The sequence below is a fragment of the Sphingopyxis sp. Root154 genome (genome assembly GCF_001427105.1).
Classification (GTDB): Bacteria; Pseudomonadota; Alphaproteobacteria; order Sphingomonadales; family Sphingomonadaceae; genus Sphingopyxis.
In genome coordinates, this window is record NZ_LMGI01000001.1 from 1,133,071 (window position 1) to 1,148,292 (window position 15,222).

Annotated in this window: 16 protein-coding genes; 9 read left to right on the plus strand and 7 right to left on the minus strand. The window is 65.8% G+C overall.

The genetic code is table 11. The features are described from left to right. Positions 1-56 precede the first annotated feature (56 nt). The 3 genes from ASD73_RS05130 (at position 57) to ASD73_RS05140 (ending at position 5,182) form a co-directional block, all read left to right on the plus strand. Positions 57-1,055 (plus strand): pyridoxamine 5'-phosphate oxidase family protein, encoded by a 999-nt coding sequence (locus tag ASD73_RS05130; RefSeq protein WP_200934877.1) that lies wholly within the window; start codon positions 57-59, stop codon positions 1,053-1,055. Positions 1,056-1,106: 51 nt separating this feature from the next. Next, positions 1,107-3,410 carry a DNA topoisomerase IV subunit A gene (gene parC, locus ASD73_RS05135; RefSeq protein ID WP_056368586.1) on the plus strand — a complete coding sequence of 768 codons (2,304 nt, stop codon included), beginning with the start codon at positions 1,107-1,109 and terminating at the stop codon, positions 3,408-3,410. 89 nt (positions 3,411-3,499) lie between these two features. Then, on the plus strand, positions 3,500-5,182 hold the full coding sequence (locus tag ASD73_RS05140) for a putative bifunctional diguanylate cyclase/phosphodiesterase (RefSeq protein WP_235534157.1): 1,683 nt from the start codon (positions 3,500-3,502) through the stop codon (positions 5,180-5,182). Here ASD73_RS05140 and ASD73_RS05145 read toward each other — a convergent pair. Genes ASD73_RS05145 through ASD73_RS05160 form a run of 4 tightly spaced genes read right to left on the minus strand, consistent with a single transcriptional unit; the run spans position 5,155 to position 8,078 of the window. Then, positions 5,155-6,363 carry a CCA tRNA nucleotidyltransferase gene (locus tag ASD73_RS05145; protein WP_056370270.1) on the minus strand — a complete coding sequence of 403 codons (1,209 nt, stop codon included), beginning with the start codon at positions 6,361-6,363 and terminating at the stop codon, positions 5,155-5,157. The two genes, ASD73_RS05140 and ASD73_RS05145, sit on opposite strands and share 28 nt — an antisense overlap. After that, positions 6,360-6,944, minus strand: coding sequence for a CoA pyrophosphatase (locus ASD73_RS05150; RefSeq protein ID WP_156377290.1), 585 nt, complete (start codon positions 6,942-6,944; stop codon positions 6,360-6,362). Before ASD73_RS05150 ends, ASD73_RS05145 begins: the two co-directional genes overlap by 4 nt. Continuing rightward, entirely contained in the window at positions 6,944-7,528 is a 585-nt protein-coding gene (locus ASD73_RS05155) for a DUF1285 domain-containing protein (protein ID WP_056368579.1), read from the minus strand. The genes ASD73_RS05150 and ASD73_RS05155 overlap by 1 nt, the downstream gene beginning before the upstream one ends. Positions 7,529-7,574: 46 nt before the next feature. Then, entirely contained in the window at positions 7,575-8,078 is a 504-nt protein-coding gene (locus ASD73_RS05160; RefSeq protein ID WP_056368577.1) for a GNAT family N-acetyltransferase, read from the minus strand. Between the two features lie 89 nt (positions 8,079-8,167). Between ASD73_RS05160 and ASD73_RS05165 the strand changes: the two genes are divergently transcribed. Continuing rightward, complete coding sequence (locus ASD73_RS05165) at positions 8,168-8,539, plus strand: dihydroneopterin aldolase (RefSeq protein WP_082521362.1); 372 nt, start codon at positions 8,168-8,170, stop codon at positions 8,537-8,539. Beyond that, the gene (locus tag ASD73_RS05170; RefSeq protein WP_056368575.1) at positions 8,536-9,297 is read left to right on the plus strand and encodes an SDR family oxidoreductase; all 762 of its coding nucleotides are present in this window, start codon (positions 8,536-8,538) and stop codon (positions 9,295-9,297) included. Before ASD73_RS05165 ends, ASD73_RS05170 begins: the two co-directional genes overlap by 4 nt. 93 nt (positions 9,298-9,390) lie before the next feature. On the opposite strand, the gene ASD73_RS05175 is transcribed toward ASD73_RS05170, so the two are convergent. Together ASD73_RS05175 and ASD73_RS05180 are read right to left on the minus strand one after the other, a co-directional pair. Beyond that, a complete protein-coding gene (locus ASD73_RS05175) occupies positions 9,391-10,824 on the minus strand; it encodes an NAD-dependent succinate-semialdehyde dehydrogenase (protein ID WP_056368573.1) in 1,434 nt (477 codons plus the stop codon). A 49-nt stretch (positions 10,825-10,873) separates the two neighbouring features. Further along, the gene (locus ASD73_RS05180) at positions 10,874-11,473 is read right to left on the minus strand and encodes a TIGR02466 family protein (RefSeq protein ID WP_056370266.1); all 600 of its coding nucleotides are present in this window, start codon (positions 11,471-11,473) and stop codon (positions 10,874-10,876) included. A gap of 46 nt (positions 11,474-11,519) precedes the next feature. Here ASD73_RS05180 and ASD73_RS05185 point away from each other — a divergent pair, with 46 nt between their 5' ends. Genes ASD73_RS05185 through ASD73_RS05195 form a run of 3 tightly spaced genes read left to right on the plus strand, consistent with a single transcriptional unit; the run spans position 11,520 to position 13,656 of the window. After that, positions 11,520-12,440, plus strand: coding sequence for an SMP-30/gluconolactonase/LRE family protein (locus ASD73_RS05185; RefSeq protein WP_056368572.1), 921 nt, complete (start codon positions 11,520-11,522; stop codon positions 12,438-12,440). A gap of 25 nt (positions 12,441-12,465) precedes the next feature. Then, the gene (locus ASD73_RS05190) at positions 12,466-12,930 is read left to right on the plus strand and encodes a GlcG/HbpS family heme-binding protein (RefSeq protein ID WP_082521363.1); all 465 of its coding nucleotides are present in this window, start codon (positions 12,466-12,468) and stop codon (positions 12,928-12,930) included. 36 nt (positions 12,931-12,966) lie between these two features. Next, entirely contained in the window at positions 12,967-13,656 is a 690-nt protein-coding gene (locus ASD73_RS05195) for a VIT1/CCC1 transporter family protein (protein WP_056368568.1), read from the plus strand. On the opposite strand, the gene ASD73_RS05200 is transcribed toward ASD73_RS05195, so the two are convergent. Beyond that, positions 13,653-14,036: a DUF488 domain-containing protein gene (locus ASD73_RS05200; RefSeq protein WP_056368565.1), complete on the minus strand. Its 384-nt coding sequence runs from the start codon at positions 14,034-14,036 to the stop codon at positions 13,653-13,655. The two genes, ASD73_RS05195 and ASD73_RS05200, sit on opposite strands and share 4 nt — an antisense overlap. Before the next feature lie 56 nt (positions 14,037-14,092). Here ASD73_RS05200 and ASD73_RS05205 point away from each other — a divergent pair, with 56 nt between their 5' ends. Beyond that, complete coding sequence (locus ASD73_RS05205) at positions 14,093-15,196, plus strand: DUF2855 family protein (protein WP_056368563.1); 1,104 nt, start codon at positions 14,093-14,095, stop codon at positions 15,194-15,196. Positions 15,197-15,222: the final 26 nt, after the last annotated feature.

Consider the following 15,222-nt stretch of genomic DNA (forward strand, 5'->3'; position numbering starts at 1 on the left):
TATTGCGAATTGATCGCAACAGTGCCATGATGCGGGCCTGGAGCGAAGGAGACGCCGTGAGCGCTATCGACAGCATCGCCGCACTCGAAGCCGTGGTGGGCAAGGCGCCGCCCGCGATCGACCTGAAGGTGATCGACCATCTCGACGCGACCGCGCTGCGCTGGCTCGCCGTCTCGCCGCTGATGTTCGCGGGCACCGGCGACGATGGAGGCATCGCGATCACGCTCGCCGGCGGGGCGAGAGGTTTCGCGCGCGGCGACGCGGCAATGCTTTCGATCCCGCTCGATCTTTTCGACGATCCCGCCCTGCTCCGCCCCGGCGCGGGTTTCGGTTCGCTGTTCCTGCTTCCCGGAATCGGCGAGACATTGCGCGTCAACGGCCGCGTCGAGAGCGCCGACGGCGTGGCGCGGATCGCGGTCGAGGAATGCTATGTCCATTGCGCCAAGGCGCTGATCCGCTCGGAATTCTGGAAGGCCGAGCCCGATGAAGGCGCGCCGGCCGATGCCGATGCGTTCGTCGCGGCGAGCCGCTTCATGGCGCTCGCGACGATCGACCCGAAGGGCGCCGCCGACCTCAGTCCCAAGGGCGACCCGGCGGGGCTGATGGCCCGCAAGGACGGCGACGCGCTCTGGTTTCCCGACCGTCCTGGCAACCGGCGCACCGACAGTTTCCGCAACATCATCGCGCAGCCGCGTATCGCGGCGGCGCTGCTGATCCCGGGCGCCTGCTCGGTCGCGACCTTCACCGGATCGGCGATGCTGACGAGCGACGAAGGCGGGCGTGCGCCCTTCACCGTCGGCGACAAGCAGCCGTTGCTCGCCGCGCGCGTCGACGATCTCGCGATCCGCGTCGCGCCCAGCGCCGCGCTGCGCCGCGCCGCGCTGTGGCCCGCCGCGGCCGCTCCGGCCGACATCAGCCCCGCCAAGATGTTCGCCGAGCATCTGCGGCTGAACAAAAACAAGGGTCTAGGCGCGCGGATCGCGAGCGCGGTCGTTTCGATTCCCGGCTTTATGCAGAAGGGTCTCGACAAGGATTACAAGGACAACCTCTACTAACTTGCTTCCCCCTTTGCCTTGGCGCGCCAGCCTTGCTATCGGCTCCGGACAATGGCGACCACCACCGACGATCCTGACAATAATGCACCCGTCCCCGGCATGACCGATACCCCGTTCGACAGCGCGCTGTCCGAACGCTATCTCGTCTATGCGCTGTCGACGATCACCGCGCGTTCGCTGCCCGATCTGCGCGACGGACTGAAGCCTGTGCACCGCCGCCTCTTGTGGGCGATGCGCGCGATGCGGCTCGACCCGTCGCAGGGCTACAAGAAATCGGCACGCGTCGTCGGCGACGTCATCGGTAAATTCCACCCGCACGGCGACGTCGCGGTTTACGACGCGATGGTCCGCCTCGCGCAGGATTTCTCGCTCCGCTATCCGCTCGTCGACGGCCAGGGCAATTTCGGCAATATCGACGGCGATAATGCCGCCGCCTATCGTTATACCGAGGCGCGGCTGACGCGCGTTGCCGTCGACCTGATGCAGGGGCTCGACGAGGGCACGGTCGATTTCAAGCCGACGTACAATGGCGAGGATGAAGAGCCCGAGATCATGCCCGGGCTGTTCCCGAACCTGCTTGCCAATGGCGCGAGTGGGATCGCGGTCGGCATGGCGACGAACATCCCGCCGCACAACGCCGCCGAGGTGATCGACGCGGCGCTGGTGCTGATCGAGAATCCGCGCGCCGAGCTGTCCGAACTGCTCGAACATGTCAAAGGCCCCGATTTTCCGACCGGCGGCATCGTCGTCGACAGCGCCGAGACGATTGCGTATGCCTATGAAACCGGGCGCGGCGGTTTCCGCGTTCGCGCGCGTTTTTCGACCGGCAAGCTGGGCGATGGCAGCTGGGAAGACAGCGGGATCGAGAAGCAATCGGGGGGCACCTGGCAGCTGGTCATCAGCGAGATTCCGTACGGGGTCGCCAAGGGCAAGCTGATCGAGCAGATCGCGCAGCTGATCGCCGACAAGAAACTGCCGATCCTCGAGGATGTCCGCGACGAAAGCGCCGAGGATTTGCGCATCGTCGTCGAACCCAAGAGCCGCAACGTCGACCCCGACATCCTCAAGGAAAGCCTCTACCGGCTGACCGACCTCGAAAACCGCTTCGCGCTCAATCTGAACGTCCTCGACGCGACGCGTACGCCGAAGGTGATGGGACTGCACCAGCTGCTCACCGAATGGCTGCAGCACCAGATCGTCGTGCTCGTCCGCCGCGCGCAGCACCGCATCGACAAAATCGACGACCGGCTGGAGCTGGTCGCGGGCTATATCATCGCCTTCCTCAATCTCGACCGGATCATCGAGATCATCCGTACCGAGGATGAACCGAAACCCGTGATGATCGCCGAATTCATCCTGACCGACCGGCAGGCCGAGGCGATCCTCAACATGCGCCTGCGGAGCCTCCGCAAGCTCGAGGAAATGGAGCTGAAGCGCGAGCAGGCCGACCTGACCGCCGAGCGCGAAGAGCTGGTCAAGCTGGTCGAGAGCCCGGCGCGGCAGAAGACGCGGCTGCGCAAGGACCTGGAAAAGCTGCGCGCGGTTTACGGGCTGGAGACCTTGCTCGGCGCGCGGCGCACGACGATTGCCGAAGCCGCGCCCGCGCGCGAGATTCCGCTCGACGCGATGATCGAGAAGGAGCCGGTGACGGTGATCCTGTCGAAACGCGGCTGGATCCGCGCCCAGCGCGGCCATGTCGCGGCCGACCAGTGGGCCGAATTCAAGTTCAAGGAAGGCGATGAACTGCTGTTCGCCGCGCACGCCCAGACGACCGACAAGCTGCTGATCGCGGCGAGCGACGGGCGGTTCTTCACCGTCGGCGCCGACAAGCTGCCCGGCGGGCGCGGGTTCGGCGAGCCGCTGCGCCTTATGGTCGACATCGATCCCGAGGCGCGGATCGTCGCGATGATCCCCGCGAACGCCGAAGGCCGGCTGCTGCTCGCCTCGACCAGCGGCCACGGCTTCGTCGCGCAGATGGCCGAAGTGGTCGCCGAAACGCGCAAGGGCCGCAACGTCGTCAACCTGAAACCCAAGGCGGCGCTCGCCATCGTGCGGCCGGTTCTGGCGAGCGACGACAGCGTCGCGGTGGTCGGCGAGAATCGCAAGCTCGTCGTCTTTCCGCTTGCCGAGGTGCCGGTGATGGCGCGCGGTCAGGGCGTGATGCTGCAACGCTACCGCGACGGCGGCTTGTCCGACGCGGTCAGCTTTGCCTTTACCGATGGATTGAGCTGGGCGATGGGCGGCGATACCGGCCGCACGCGTACCGAAACCGACCTTGCCCCCTGGCGCGTCGCGCGCGGCGCCGCCGGCCGGATGCCTCCGACCGGTTTTCCGAGGAACAATCGCTTCGGCTAAGCGTAATTCGTCGTAGCCGTAAATCCCTTCTTTACTTCCCGTGACCTAGGCTTTGGGCAATGGGGAAAGGTCGCACAAAACCCTCTGTTATGCCTATCGATAGAACCGGTGAAGACCGGCCCTTATTGTTCGTCGGCTGGATCGACGCGTTGCCCGTTCCGGCCGCGCTGATCAGACCGATGGCGCGCGGCAATTTCCGGCTCCACGCTAGCAACGCCGCGTTCGACCGGTTGAGCCTGTCGCCCGCGGGCGTCGAGGCACCGATCGAAATGCTGCGCGCGATCGAGCGCGCATCGCAATATCCCGACGAATCGCAGGAATTTTCCTGCCAGCTTGGCGAAGGGCCCGCCGCGCGCGACCTGCGCGGCTCGATCGGACCGTTGCCCACCGAATCGGGCGACGACGGGCTGTTCCTGCTGACGCTGATCGACCGGACGCAGGAAATGATGACCGAGCGCAACCTGCGACGCGAGCTGGTCTCCGACAGCCTGACCGGCCTTCCCAACCGCGCCGGGTTCGAGGAACTGGTCGAACAACGCGGGGCCACCGACCTGGGCGTCGCCGACCATGCGGTCCTGCTGCTCGACCTTGCACGGTTCAGCCGCATCAACGAACATATCGGGCCGATGGCGGGCGACGAGCTGATCATCACCGTCGCGCGGCGGCTGAAATCGAGCCTGCGCAGCGGCGACATACTGGCGCGCACCGGGGGCGACGAATTCGCCATATCGACGCGCGTCGTGGGCGGCCGCGCCGATGTGCGTGAAATGGCGCGGCGCATCCGCGGCTGTTTCGACCATCCCTTCCGCATCGGCGAATTGAAGGTCAGCGTCGACTGCGCGCTGGGCTGCGCGATCCAGCCGGCAGCTGACACCGATGTCGCCGATCAGATCCGCCACGCGCAGATCGCGCTGAAACGCGCGAAGCAGACCGACCGCATCGAAATCTATGAACCCGAAGCGGCGATGCTGTCGGACAACCGGTTCGGGATGGAAACCGAACTGCGCAACGCAATCGAGGAAGATCGGCTCCACCTCGCCTTCCAGCCGCTGATCGAGCTGGCGAGCGGCCGCGTCGCGGGGTTCGAGGCGCTGGCGCGCTGGGACACAAGCAGCGGCCATTCGGTTTCGCCGACCGAATTCATTCCGATTGCCGAGGATTCGGGCCTGATTGTCCCGCTCGGCCAATGGGCGATCGGCAAGGCGGCTGCGGTGCTCGCCGACTGGGACAAGCAGAATGGCGGCGGAATCGTCGACTGCTATTTCTCGGTCAACGTCTCGGCGATCCAGCTGGTGCGCGACGATGTCGCCGCGGTGGTGCGCCAGGCGCTGGAAAGCCAGAAGATCGGCGGCGAGCGGCTGATGATCGAACTCACCGAAAGCGCGATCATCGGCGATCCCGACCTCGCGCTGTCGGTGCTGAGCGAGCTGAAGGCGCTCGACGCGCGAGTCGCGATGGACGATTTCGGCACCGGTTATTCGAACCTCGCCTATCTCCAGCGCTTGCCCATCGACGTGCTCAAGATAGACCGCAGCTTTGTCGAACATATGGTCGACGATCGCGACAAGGTGGCAATCGTGCGTACGATCCAGAGCCTGGCGGAAGTGCTGAGCATGCGCACGACGGCCGAAGGCGTCGAGACCGCCGATCAGGCGCGCTTGCTGTCGGCGCTCGGATGCGATTTCGGGCAGGGCTTCCTGTTCGCGCGGCCGATGGATGGCAAGGACGCGCTCGACTATTGGCGTCAGTCGCTGGTGCGGCCGATCTTCTGATCGACGAGCTGCGCCACGCGCGCCGCATCGGGAAAATCTTCGGCCACCCACGCGGCCTCGACCGCTTTCAGGACGCGAGCGACCTCGGGGCCGACGGCAATCCCGCGCGCGACGATGTCGCCGCCCTTGAGCGGCATTTCGGGAACGGTCCAGCCCGACAGCGCCGCGACAGCAGCCTTTGCCGAAGCCGTATCGTTCGCGAGCAGATGCACGTCGCGCGCGGCGTCGACCCCGATCGTATGCGCCAGCTGCCGGACCGGCCGTGCATTATCGGCGCGGCTTCCACCCAGCGCCGCGAGATGTTTGCGCTGCCGCGTCGACAGGCGCAGCCGGGCCGCGACTTGTTCGGCGATGGCGGCGTCGGCGGGAAGCAGCGCCGATAGGCGGCGCAGCGGCGAAGGGATGACCCCGGCCTGACGCTCATTTTCCGTCAGTTCGCTCAGTACCCGCGAAAAATCCGGCGCGAGTTCGGGCAGAACCACCTCGAAAATCCCGTCCGCTGCCATTTGGTCCACGATTCCCCGAGGCTCTGGCAGCGAAAGAATTTTGAGCAGTTCGTCGGCAATGCGCTCACGCGACAGGCTTTTGAGCGACTGGCGCGCGGTGACCACTGCGGCATGGCTGACGGCGTCGAGGTCGCCGCGCCCGAAACGCGCCGCGAAGCGATAGAAGCGCAGGATACGCAGATGATCCTCGGCGATACGCGTCGCCGCGTCGCCGATGAACGCGACGCGCCCGGCTTTCAGATCGGCAAGGCCATCGAACCAGTCGTCGATCTCTCCCGTATCGGCATCGGCGTAGAGCGCGTTGATCGTGAAGTCGCGCCGCGCGGCGTCGTCGCGCCAGTCGTCGGCGAAGGCGATGGTCGCGCGGCGTCCGTCGGTTTCGACGTCGCGGCGCAAGGTCGTGATCTCGTGATGGTCGCCGCTGGCGATCGCGGTGACGGTGCCGTGCGCGATGCCGGTCGGGATGACCTTGATATCGGCCGCTTCGAGCCGCCGCGTTACCTCCTGCGGCAAAAGCGGGGTTGCGAGATCGATGTCCGTGACAGCGAGGCCGAGCAGCGTATCGCGCACCGCGCCGCCGACGATCTTCACCGCGCCGCCATCAGCGGCCAGCGCGGCGACGATGCGCCGCAGTCCGGGCCGTTCGCGCCATTCGGCGGCGGGCAGCGCCGTCACCGGTGCCACCCCGCCGGCATCCGCCGCGCCAGATTGATGATGATTCCCGCCGTCACGCCCCAGATCCGTCGCCCCTGCCAGTCCATGTCATAATAATGGCGATCGTGCCCCTGAAAATTCGCATGCTGGCGCGCATAATTGTCGGGATCGAAGAGGATATCGAGCGGCACCTCGAACCAGTCTTCGACTTCGTCGGGATTGGGGTCGAGCGGCAGGTCGGGCGGGATGACGCCGAGCACCGGGGTGATGATATAGCCGCTGCCCGAACGATAGGGTTCGGTGACGCCGGCCACCATCACGTCGCGGCGGCTGAGGCCGATTTCTTCCTCCGCCTCGCGCAGCGCCGCGTCGATCGCATCGCGGTCGCCGGGGTCGATCTTGCCGCCCGGAAAGGCGACCTGCCCCGCATGGCTGCGCAGCCATTGCGGCCGCTGGGTCAGGATGACGCCGGGGTCGGGCCGGTCGGTGAAGGCGATGAGCACCGCGGCATCGCGTAAGGTCGGCGTGCCGAGATACGCCTCGTCCTCGCCTGCGTCGGGCAGCAGATTTTCGAGCGCGGTGCGCAGCTTTTCGGAGAGCATCAGGCGTCAACCAGCGGGAAGCGCGTGCCGTTCGACCAGATCGCGGGAAGTTCTTCGTCCGCAGCAAGCGCCATTTCGACGAGTTCGTAATAGAGCGCACGGTCGATCCGCGCCTCGAGGCCGTTGCCGATGGCGCCGCGCACATGGAGCCGCGGATCGGGATTGTCGGGATCGTTTCCGAAGCTGAGCGGATGGTCGGCGCCGGCCATGACGAGATCGTCGGTGTCGAGGCGGAACACGAGCTTGCACGCCGCCCCTTCACCTTCGCTCTTCATCTCGACCGCGCGGAAGGGCGTGTCTTCAACCGCGATCGACAGCTTTTCGGCCGGGGTGACGAGAACGTGACTGCCATCGGCTTCGCGGCGCAGGATCGTCGAGAACAGCTTGATCATCGCGGGACGATTGATGCGGCCGCCTTCGTGATACCAGCTGCCGTCAGCGCGGATTTCCATGAAGCTGTCGCCGGTCCGTTCGGGATGCCACTGATCGACTTGCGGCAGTTTGCGCCGCGCGAGCAGTTCGGCGGCTTCGGCGAGCGAAAGCTGCGAAAATTCCTTGGGAAGCGAAGGCGCGGGGGTGACCATGTCTCCGACATAGGCGGAAGGGCGGCGGGTGCAACCCTGTGCGCGGTCAGCGGGACCCGATCATTCCCGCACCGGTCGGCAGGTCGTGCCCGTTGACCGCCCGGGCGAGCAGGCGGCGTTTCTCGAACGGTCCGGGCAAATCCCATTCGCCCGTCGCATCGGCCGTAAAACCGAAGAAGCGACCGTAATATTCGGGATCGCCGATCATCATCAGCGCGCCGTCGGCCTCGGTTTCTGCGGCGTCGAGCATGTGCACCATCAATGCGCGGCCGTGACCGCCGCGCTGGACGTCGGGGCGGACCGCGACCGGGCCAACCATCACCAGCGGTATGTCGTCGGCATCGGGCGCACGGAGTGCGACGGGCCAGCACTGGATCGTGCCGACGAGCGCGCCATCCTCGACCAGCGCAAAGCTGAGTTCGGGGACTGCATCCACGCCTTCGCGGATGCGATAGGCGGTTCGTCCAAAGCGATCCGTTCCGAAAGCGGCGTCGAGGAGATCCTCGACTGCCTGCGGTTCGATATTCGACAATGGAAGTAACTCGACCAACGCGCACCCTTTCGCTAATGCGGCGGCGCTTTAGGGTCCGGCGTCGGTATTGCAAAGCCGAATGTCGCGCCCGCCTGCAGGATGATCGCGTGACCGATAGTTTGTGGCTGGAAGTGGACGGGCTGACCGTCCAGGTGCTGACCGGCATTTATTCCGAAGAAACCCATCTGCCGCAGCCGCTGCGCATCTCGGTGCGCGCGAAGCTGGCGATGGCCGATCATTATGATCCGACGACGCCGCTGAGCGCCTCGAAAAACTACATGCACCTGAAATTCGCGGCGACCGAGGGCATCCCCAAGGATGTGCATTTCGTGCTGATAGAAAGCGTCGCCGACCATATCATCGACACTTTGTTCCTGCAGGACGACAAGGTCGAAGAGGTCGAGGTCAAGATCGTCAAGCTCGCGATCGCCGAGGATAGCGAAGAGATTGGCATCACGATGCGGCGGGTCCGGAAATGACGCAGAAGCTCGCTCTCGTCACGGGCGGGCTCCACCGCGTCGGCGCCGCGATTTCGGCGCGGCTCGCGCGCGAAGGCTATGCGCTGGCGATCCACAAACGCAGCCCGGGCGACGCCGATCCGGTGCTGGCCGAGGCGCTTGCCGAGACCGGTGCGCTCAGCCACCGCTTCGCCGCCGATCTGGCCGATCCGGTGGCCGTGGATGCGCTGTTGCCGGCGGTGATCGAGAAGTTCGGTCGCGCTCCCGACCTGCTCGTGAACAATGCGGCGCTGTTTGCCGAGGGCGAGTGGACAGACCTGTCGGCTGCGGCGCTCGCCGAGATGATGCAGGTCAATCATCATGCGCCGGTGATGCTGGCGAAGGCGCTCGTCGCAGCGAGCGGCGGCACGCGCCCGGCGATCGTCAATATCGTCGATCAGCGCGTGGTGCATCCAGTGCCCGACCAGATCGCGTACAGCCTGTCGAAATCGGCGCTGTGGCAAGCGACGGCGACGCTGGCTGTCGCGTTCGGGAACCGCGCGCGCGTCAATGCCGTCGCGCCGGGGCTGACGATGGCGACCGAGGATTATTCGGCGGCGCAGGTCGAGCGGCTGGCCAAGCTTATGCCGCTCGGCGCGCTGCCGACGCCCGCGCAGATCGCCGATGCGGTCGTCTATCTCGCGCGCGCCGAGGCGGTGACGGGGCAGACGATCTTCGTCGACGGCGGCGCGCATCTGGCGCCGATGGAGCGCGATTTCGTGGCGCTGGAGCGGGACTAATTTCCTGTGTCCCCGCGAAGGCGGGGACCCAGAGCTATAATAAGCGAGCGTTGTGGACCCCCGCCTTCGCCGTGACGCATCTATTTTGGCTCGTCAGTAAATATGCACCGCCTTGGTGACGAGATAGCCGTCGAGCCCCTCGGGCCCGCTTTCGCTGCCGAAGCCCGATTCCTTGATCCCGCCGAATGGCGTGTCGAGCGTCGAGATCACGAAGCTGTTCACCCCGACCATGCCGCTTTCGATCGTATCGACGATACGATTGATGCGGCGGCCATTCTCGGTGAACGCGAACGCCGCCAGACCGTAGGGCAGCCGGTTCGCCTGTTCGATCGCCTCGTCCTCGGTGCCGAACGGACGGATCAGCGCCATCGGGCCGAAGGGTTCGTTGTTCATCGCATCGGCCTCGATCGGCACGTCGGCGATCGCGGTCGGCTGGAAGAAATAGCCGTTGCCCGTCGCCTCGCCGCCCGCAATCACGCGCGCGCCCTTCGCCTTCGCATCGGCGACCAGCGCTTCCAATGCGGGGATGCGGCGTGCGTTGGCGAGCGGACCCATCTGCGTGTCGGCATCGAGGCCGCTGCCGATCTTCACCTTTGCGGTGCGTTCCGCAAAGCCCTTCACAAAGGCGTCGTAGATACCCTGCTGCACATAGAAGCGCGTCGGCGAGATGCAGACCTGTCCGGCGTTGCGGAATTTCTGCGTGACCACGCGGTCGAGCGTGCTTTCGAGATCGCAATCGTCGAACACCAGCACCGGGGCATGCCCGCCAAGCTCCATCGTGATCCGCTTCACGCCATCGGCGGCGAGCTTCATCAGATGTTTGCCGACCGCGGTCGAGCCGGTGAAGCTGACCTTGCGGATCACCGGGCTCGCAAGCAGATGGCGGCTGATCATGTCGGGGTCGCCGTAGACGAGTTGTACAACATCACCGGCAATGCCCGCATCGGCGATGCAGCGCATGATCGCGCTGGTGCAGCCCGGGGTTTCCTCGGGCGCCTTGGCGATCACGACGCAGCCCGCGGCGAGCGCGGGAGCGATTTTCTTGACCATCAGATTGACCGGGAAGTTCCACGGGCTGAAGCCCGCGACCGGCCCGACCGGATGCTTGGTGACCATCGCGCGCTGGCCCGCGGGGCGCTGGAGCACGCGGCCTTCGATGCGCTTGCCCTGTTCGGCGAAATAGTCGAACAGCCCGGCCGCCGACAGCACCTCGCCGCGCGCCTCGGCGATCGGCTTGCCCTGTTCGAGCGTGAGCAAGGTCGCGATATGGTCGACGCGTTCGCGGATGATGCCCGCGACCTTGTGCATCAGCGCGGCGCGTTCGTCGGGGGTCTTCGCGCGCCACACCGGCCAGCCGCGTTCGGCGGCCGCGAGGGCTTCGTCGAGATCGGCGGCGGTCGCCACCGGCAGTTCGGCGATCGTGCCCGCGGTTGCGGGGTTGAACACCGGCCGCTCGTCGCGCCCCTCGCCGCTCCGCCAGGCGCCGTTGATGAAGAGCTGGAGGTCGGCGTCGTAGGTCGCGGTCATATAAGATCCTTGCTCAAGGAAATGGGGGATGGCGGCGATATAGGGTGGCTCAGCGATAGTTAAAGCTGATGCTGATGCGTTCGCCCTTGCCCGAGTGCGGCATCACTTCGTGGCGGAGCCAGCTTTCCCACAGGAAGACGCGGCCGGCGGCGGGTTCGGCATAGATGAAGGGCAACAGATGCTCGGGGGCATCATCGGTGCGGCCGGGTGCTGCCATGAGCATCGCGAGGCGCGGGTCTTCGAGTTTCAGCGCGCCCGATCCGGGCGGGACGGCGACATAGAAGGTCCCCGACACGATGCTGTGCGGGTGGATATGGCCGCTATGCGTGCCGCCGGGTTTCAGGACATTGACCCACATAGAGTCGAGCTTGAGCGGTTTCGCGAGGTCGAAATGACACGCCCTCGCGAAGGCCTTCACTTCCTTGTCGAGCAGGCGCTTCAAATCGTGGAACGCGGGGTCTCGCTCGGGCAGATCGCCGAGGCTCGCGTAGCTCGTGTAACCCTTATAGCCGTGATCGCGGCTCCAGCGCCGCCCCGCGCCATCCTCTTCGGCGAACAGACGGCTGCCCTCCTCCAGCTCCTCGAGCAGGTCGCGGGTGCCGATATCGGCCTCGTAGAAATTGGTGGCGAAGAGCGTGCGAACGGGCATGATGGCCGCAAAGCACAGCAAGTGCGGACACGCAAGGGAGATGGGGATGGCCGAGTTTGAACTGATCGCCGACGGATTGCGCTTTCCCGAGGCGCCGGTGGCGATGGACGACGGCAGCGTCATCGTCGTCGAGATCGAGGCGAAGCGTATCACACGCTGCTGGCCCGGCGGCAGGAAAGAGGTCATCGCGACCCCCGGCGGTGGGCCCAACGGTCTGGCGATCGGCCCCGACGGCAAGCTTTATTGCTGCAACAATGGCGGGTTCAACTATGTCGAATCGAACGGCTATCTCGCGCCGCACGGCATAGCCGACGATTATTCGGGCGGGCGGATCGAGCGCATCGATATCGACACGGGCGAAGTCGAAGTTCTGTACAAGAGCGGCGACCATGGCGTCGTTCTGCGCGGACCCAACGACATCATGTTCGACGCCCACGGTGGCTTCTGGTTCACCGATCATGGCAAGGTCGATTATGCCAAGCGGTGCCACGACATCGTCGGGATTTTCTACGCAAAGGCCGACGGCAGTTTTATCGAGGAGGTGATCTTCCCCTCGAACAATCCGAACGGCGTCGGCCTCTCACCCGACGGCAACACGCTTTATGCGGCCGAAACCTACACCTGTCGCCTGATGAAGTTCAACATTATCGCCCCCGGCAAGGTCGATGACGCCGCAGGACCCGGCGGCCCCGGCATCCCACTCTATCGCCCCGCGGGCTATAAATTCTTCGACAGCCTCGCGATGGAAGCGAACGGCAATATCTGCGTCGCGACGATCGGCGAGTGCGGGATTTCGGTCGTCGGCCCCGATGGCTCGCTCGTCGAATTTGTCGCGACCGACGATATTTTCACGACCAACATCGCCTTCGGCGGACCCGACCGGCAGGATGCCTATATCACCCTGTCGGGCACCGGCCGCCTGGTGAAGACGCGTTGGGCCAGACCGGGGCTGCAACTGCAGTACTGACCCCGCGCCCGTTCGGGAGGCGAGGATGAAAATCGTGGGGATGGCGGCGTTGCTGATGGCGACGCCCGTGAGTGCGCAGACTCTGACCGCAGAACAGGCCGATAGCATCGTCAAAGGCTGCGCGGCGCATGCGCGTGCGAAGAGCCAGAGTCACGCGGTTGCGGTGGTCGATACAGGCGGACAGCTCGTCGCCGCGTGGCGGATGGACGGCAATGGGTTCGGCAGCATGGAATTCTCGCTCGAAAAGGCGCGCGCGGTCGCGGCGTGGGGTTTCCCGACGAGCGGAATGGTCGACGCGGTCAAGGGCACGCCGGGCTTTGCCGATGCGCCTTTTGTCGTTGCGGTTCCGGGCGGCATCCCTGTCTTCTCCGCCGACGGGCGCACCCGGCTTGGCGGTGTGGGCGCATCGGGCGAGGCGCCGGCCGACGATGCCGCTTGCGCCTCAGCGGGGATCGCGGCAGCAGGGCTCAAGTCGGAGCGCGCCCGCTGACGGTCATGGCGCCTCCCGCAGCAGGGAGCGCCGCGAATGCACGAGGAAACCCACGCCGTTACGCGGATCGGCTGGCTGCGCGCCGCGATCCTCGGCGCGAATGACGGGATCGTCTCGACCGCCAGCCTGATCGCCGGCGTTGCCGCAGCAGGCGCCTCGCAATCGTCGATCCTCGTCACCGGCATCGCGGGGCTCGTCGCGGGGGCGATGTCGATGGCGGCGGGCGAATATGTGTCGGTGAGTTCGCAGGGCGACGCCGAAAAATCCGACGTCGAGCTGGAGAAACGCCATCTCGCCGCCGACCCCGAGTTCGAGCTCGAGGAACTGACGCAAATCTATCAGGAGCGCGGGCTCGATCGCTCGCTCGCCGAGCAGGTCGCGGTGCAGCTGACCGAACATAACGCGCTCGACACGCATCTGCGAGACGAGCTGGGCATGACTGACGCGATGGCGGCGCGGCCAGTTCAGGCGGCGGCCGCCTCGGCGGCGAGCTTTGCGATCGGCGCTGCGTTGCCGCTAGGGACCGTGCTGGTCGATCAGGGCGACTCGCTGCCGCTTACGGTCTCCGCTGCGTCGCTCGTCTTCCTCGCAATCCTCGGCGCGCTTGGCGCATGGGCGGGCAATGCGCCGATGCTGCGTCCGGTCGTTCGAATTACTTTCTGGGGTGCGATGGCCATGGCGGTAACGATCGCGATCGGATCGCTGCTCGGGACGACGGTGGGCTAACGCCGTTCCAGCCACTCCTGCAGCGCGACGGCATTGTTTCGCTCCTCGCTCTTCGCGGCATAGAGCAGGGTCACCGGTCCGGCCTGTGCCGCGGCATCGAGCGTGAACAGCGCCGTCCTCACCTCCTCGCCGCCCGCATCGAGTTCGGCGAAATAGTCGAAGCGGAACGCATCCCATGCCTCATCCGAATCGGCGGTTTCACCGTGAAAACGCTTGCGCAGGCCATCGCTCGGCGACAGCGGCTTGAGCCATGCCGCCAGCGCCGCCTTCTCCTTCGACACGCCGCGCGGCCACAGCCGGTCGACGAGGAAACGCGTGCCGTCACCGGGATCGGCCGGTTCGTGAATGCGTTTGACCGCGATTGTCAGGGACGGTGCCATCTGTATGACTATCGGTCATCCCGCATTCGCGGGCAAGTCAATCGGAGGGGTCCGGAATGAGTTCAACGAGCTGGGCGATCGACATCGATCGCGACGATATTACGCAAGCCCATCTGGTCGAGGACGCTGGTGCGTCGCTTTCTCAGGGGCAGGTTCGCGTGCATCTGGACAGCTATGCGATGACGGCGAACAACATCACTTATGCGGTGTTCGGCAAACCCGCAGGGCTGTTCGGCAACGATCAAGGCTATTGGGATTTCTTCGCCGAGCGTGACACCCCCGGCCGCCTGCCCGTCTGGGGCTTTGCGACCGTTACCGAAAGCGCCGCCGAGGGCGTTTCGGTCGGCGACCGCTTCTATGGCTATTATCCGATGGCAAGCGATGCGGTGCTGAGCGTCGGCAAGGCCGGCCCGGGCGGCTTCACCGATGTGACGCCGCGGCGCACCACCCTGCCCCCCATCTATAATGCTTATCAGCGGATCGAAGCGCTGCCCGACTATCGCGCCGCCGACCATGATTATTGGCCGGTCTTCCGTCCGCTGTTCCTCACCGGCTGGCTGATCGCCGACCAGTTCGAGGATGAGGGCGATTATGGCGTCCAGCAGATTTTGATCGCGAGCGCATCGAGCAAGACCGCGATCGGCCTGGGCTTCGCGCTGAAACTGCGTGTAGACCGCCCCGAGACGATCGGGCTGACCAGCGCCGCCAATGTCGAGGCGCTCGCGGCGCAGGGCGTCTACGACCGCGTCGTCAGCTATGACCAGATCATGACGCTGAACGCGTCGACCCCCGCCGCGCTCGTCGACATGGCGGGCAATGGCGCGGTGACACGCGTGGTGCACAGCCATTTCGGCAACCAGCTTCAGGCGTCAATCATCGTCGGCAAGTCGCACTGGGATGCGCAGGCCGATGTTGAGGGGCTGCCGGGCCCCGAGCGCCAAGGCTTTTTCGCGCCGGGCCGCAGCCAGAAACGCATCGCCGACTGGGGCGGCGCGGCGTTCGGGCAGAAGATCGCCGAGGCGTGGCTCGCCTTCATGGACGTTGCACCGCGGCTGACTTCGGTCGATAAACGCAGCGGCGGCGACGCGGCGCTCGCCGCCTATCGGGAGATGCTCTCGGGACAGGCCGACCCCGCGAAAGGGATCGTCGTCGTTCCATGAGGGTCGCAAGGAGCAACCCCTTTCCG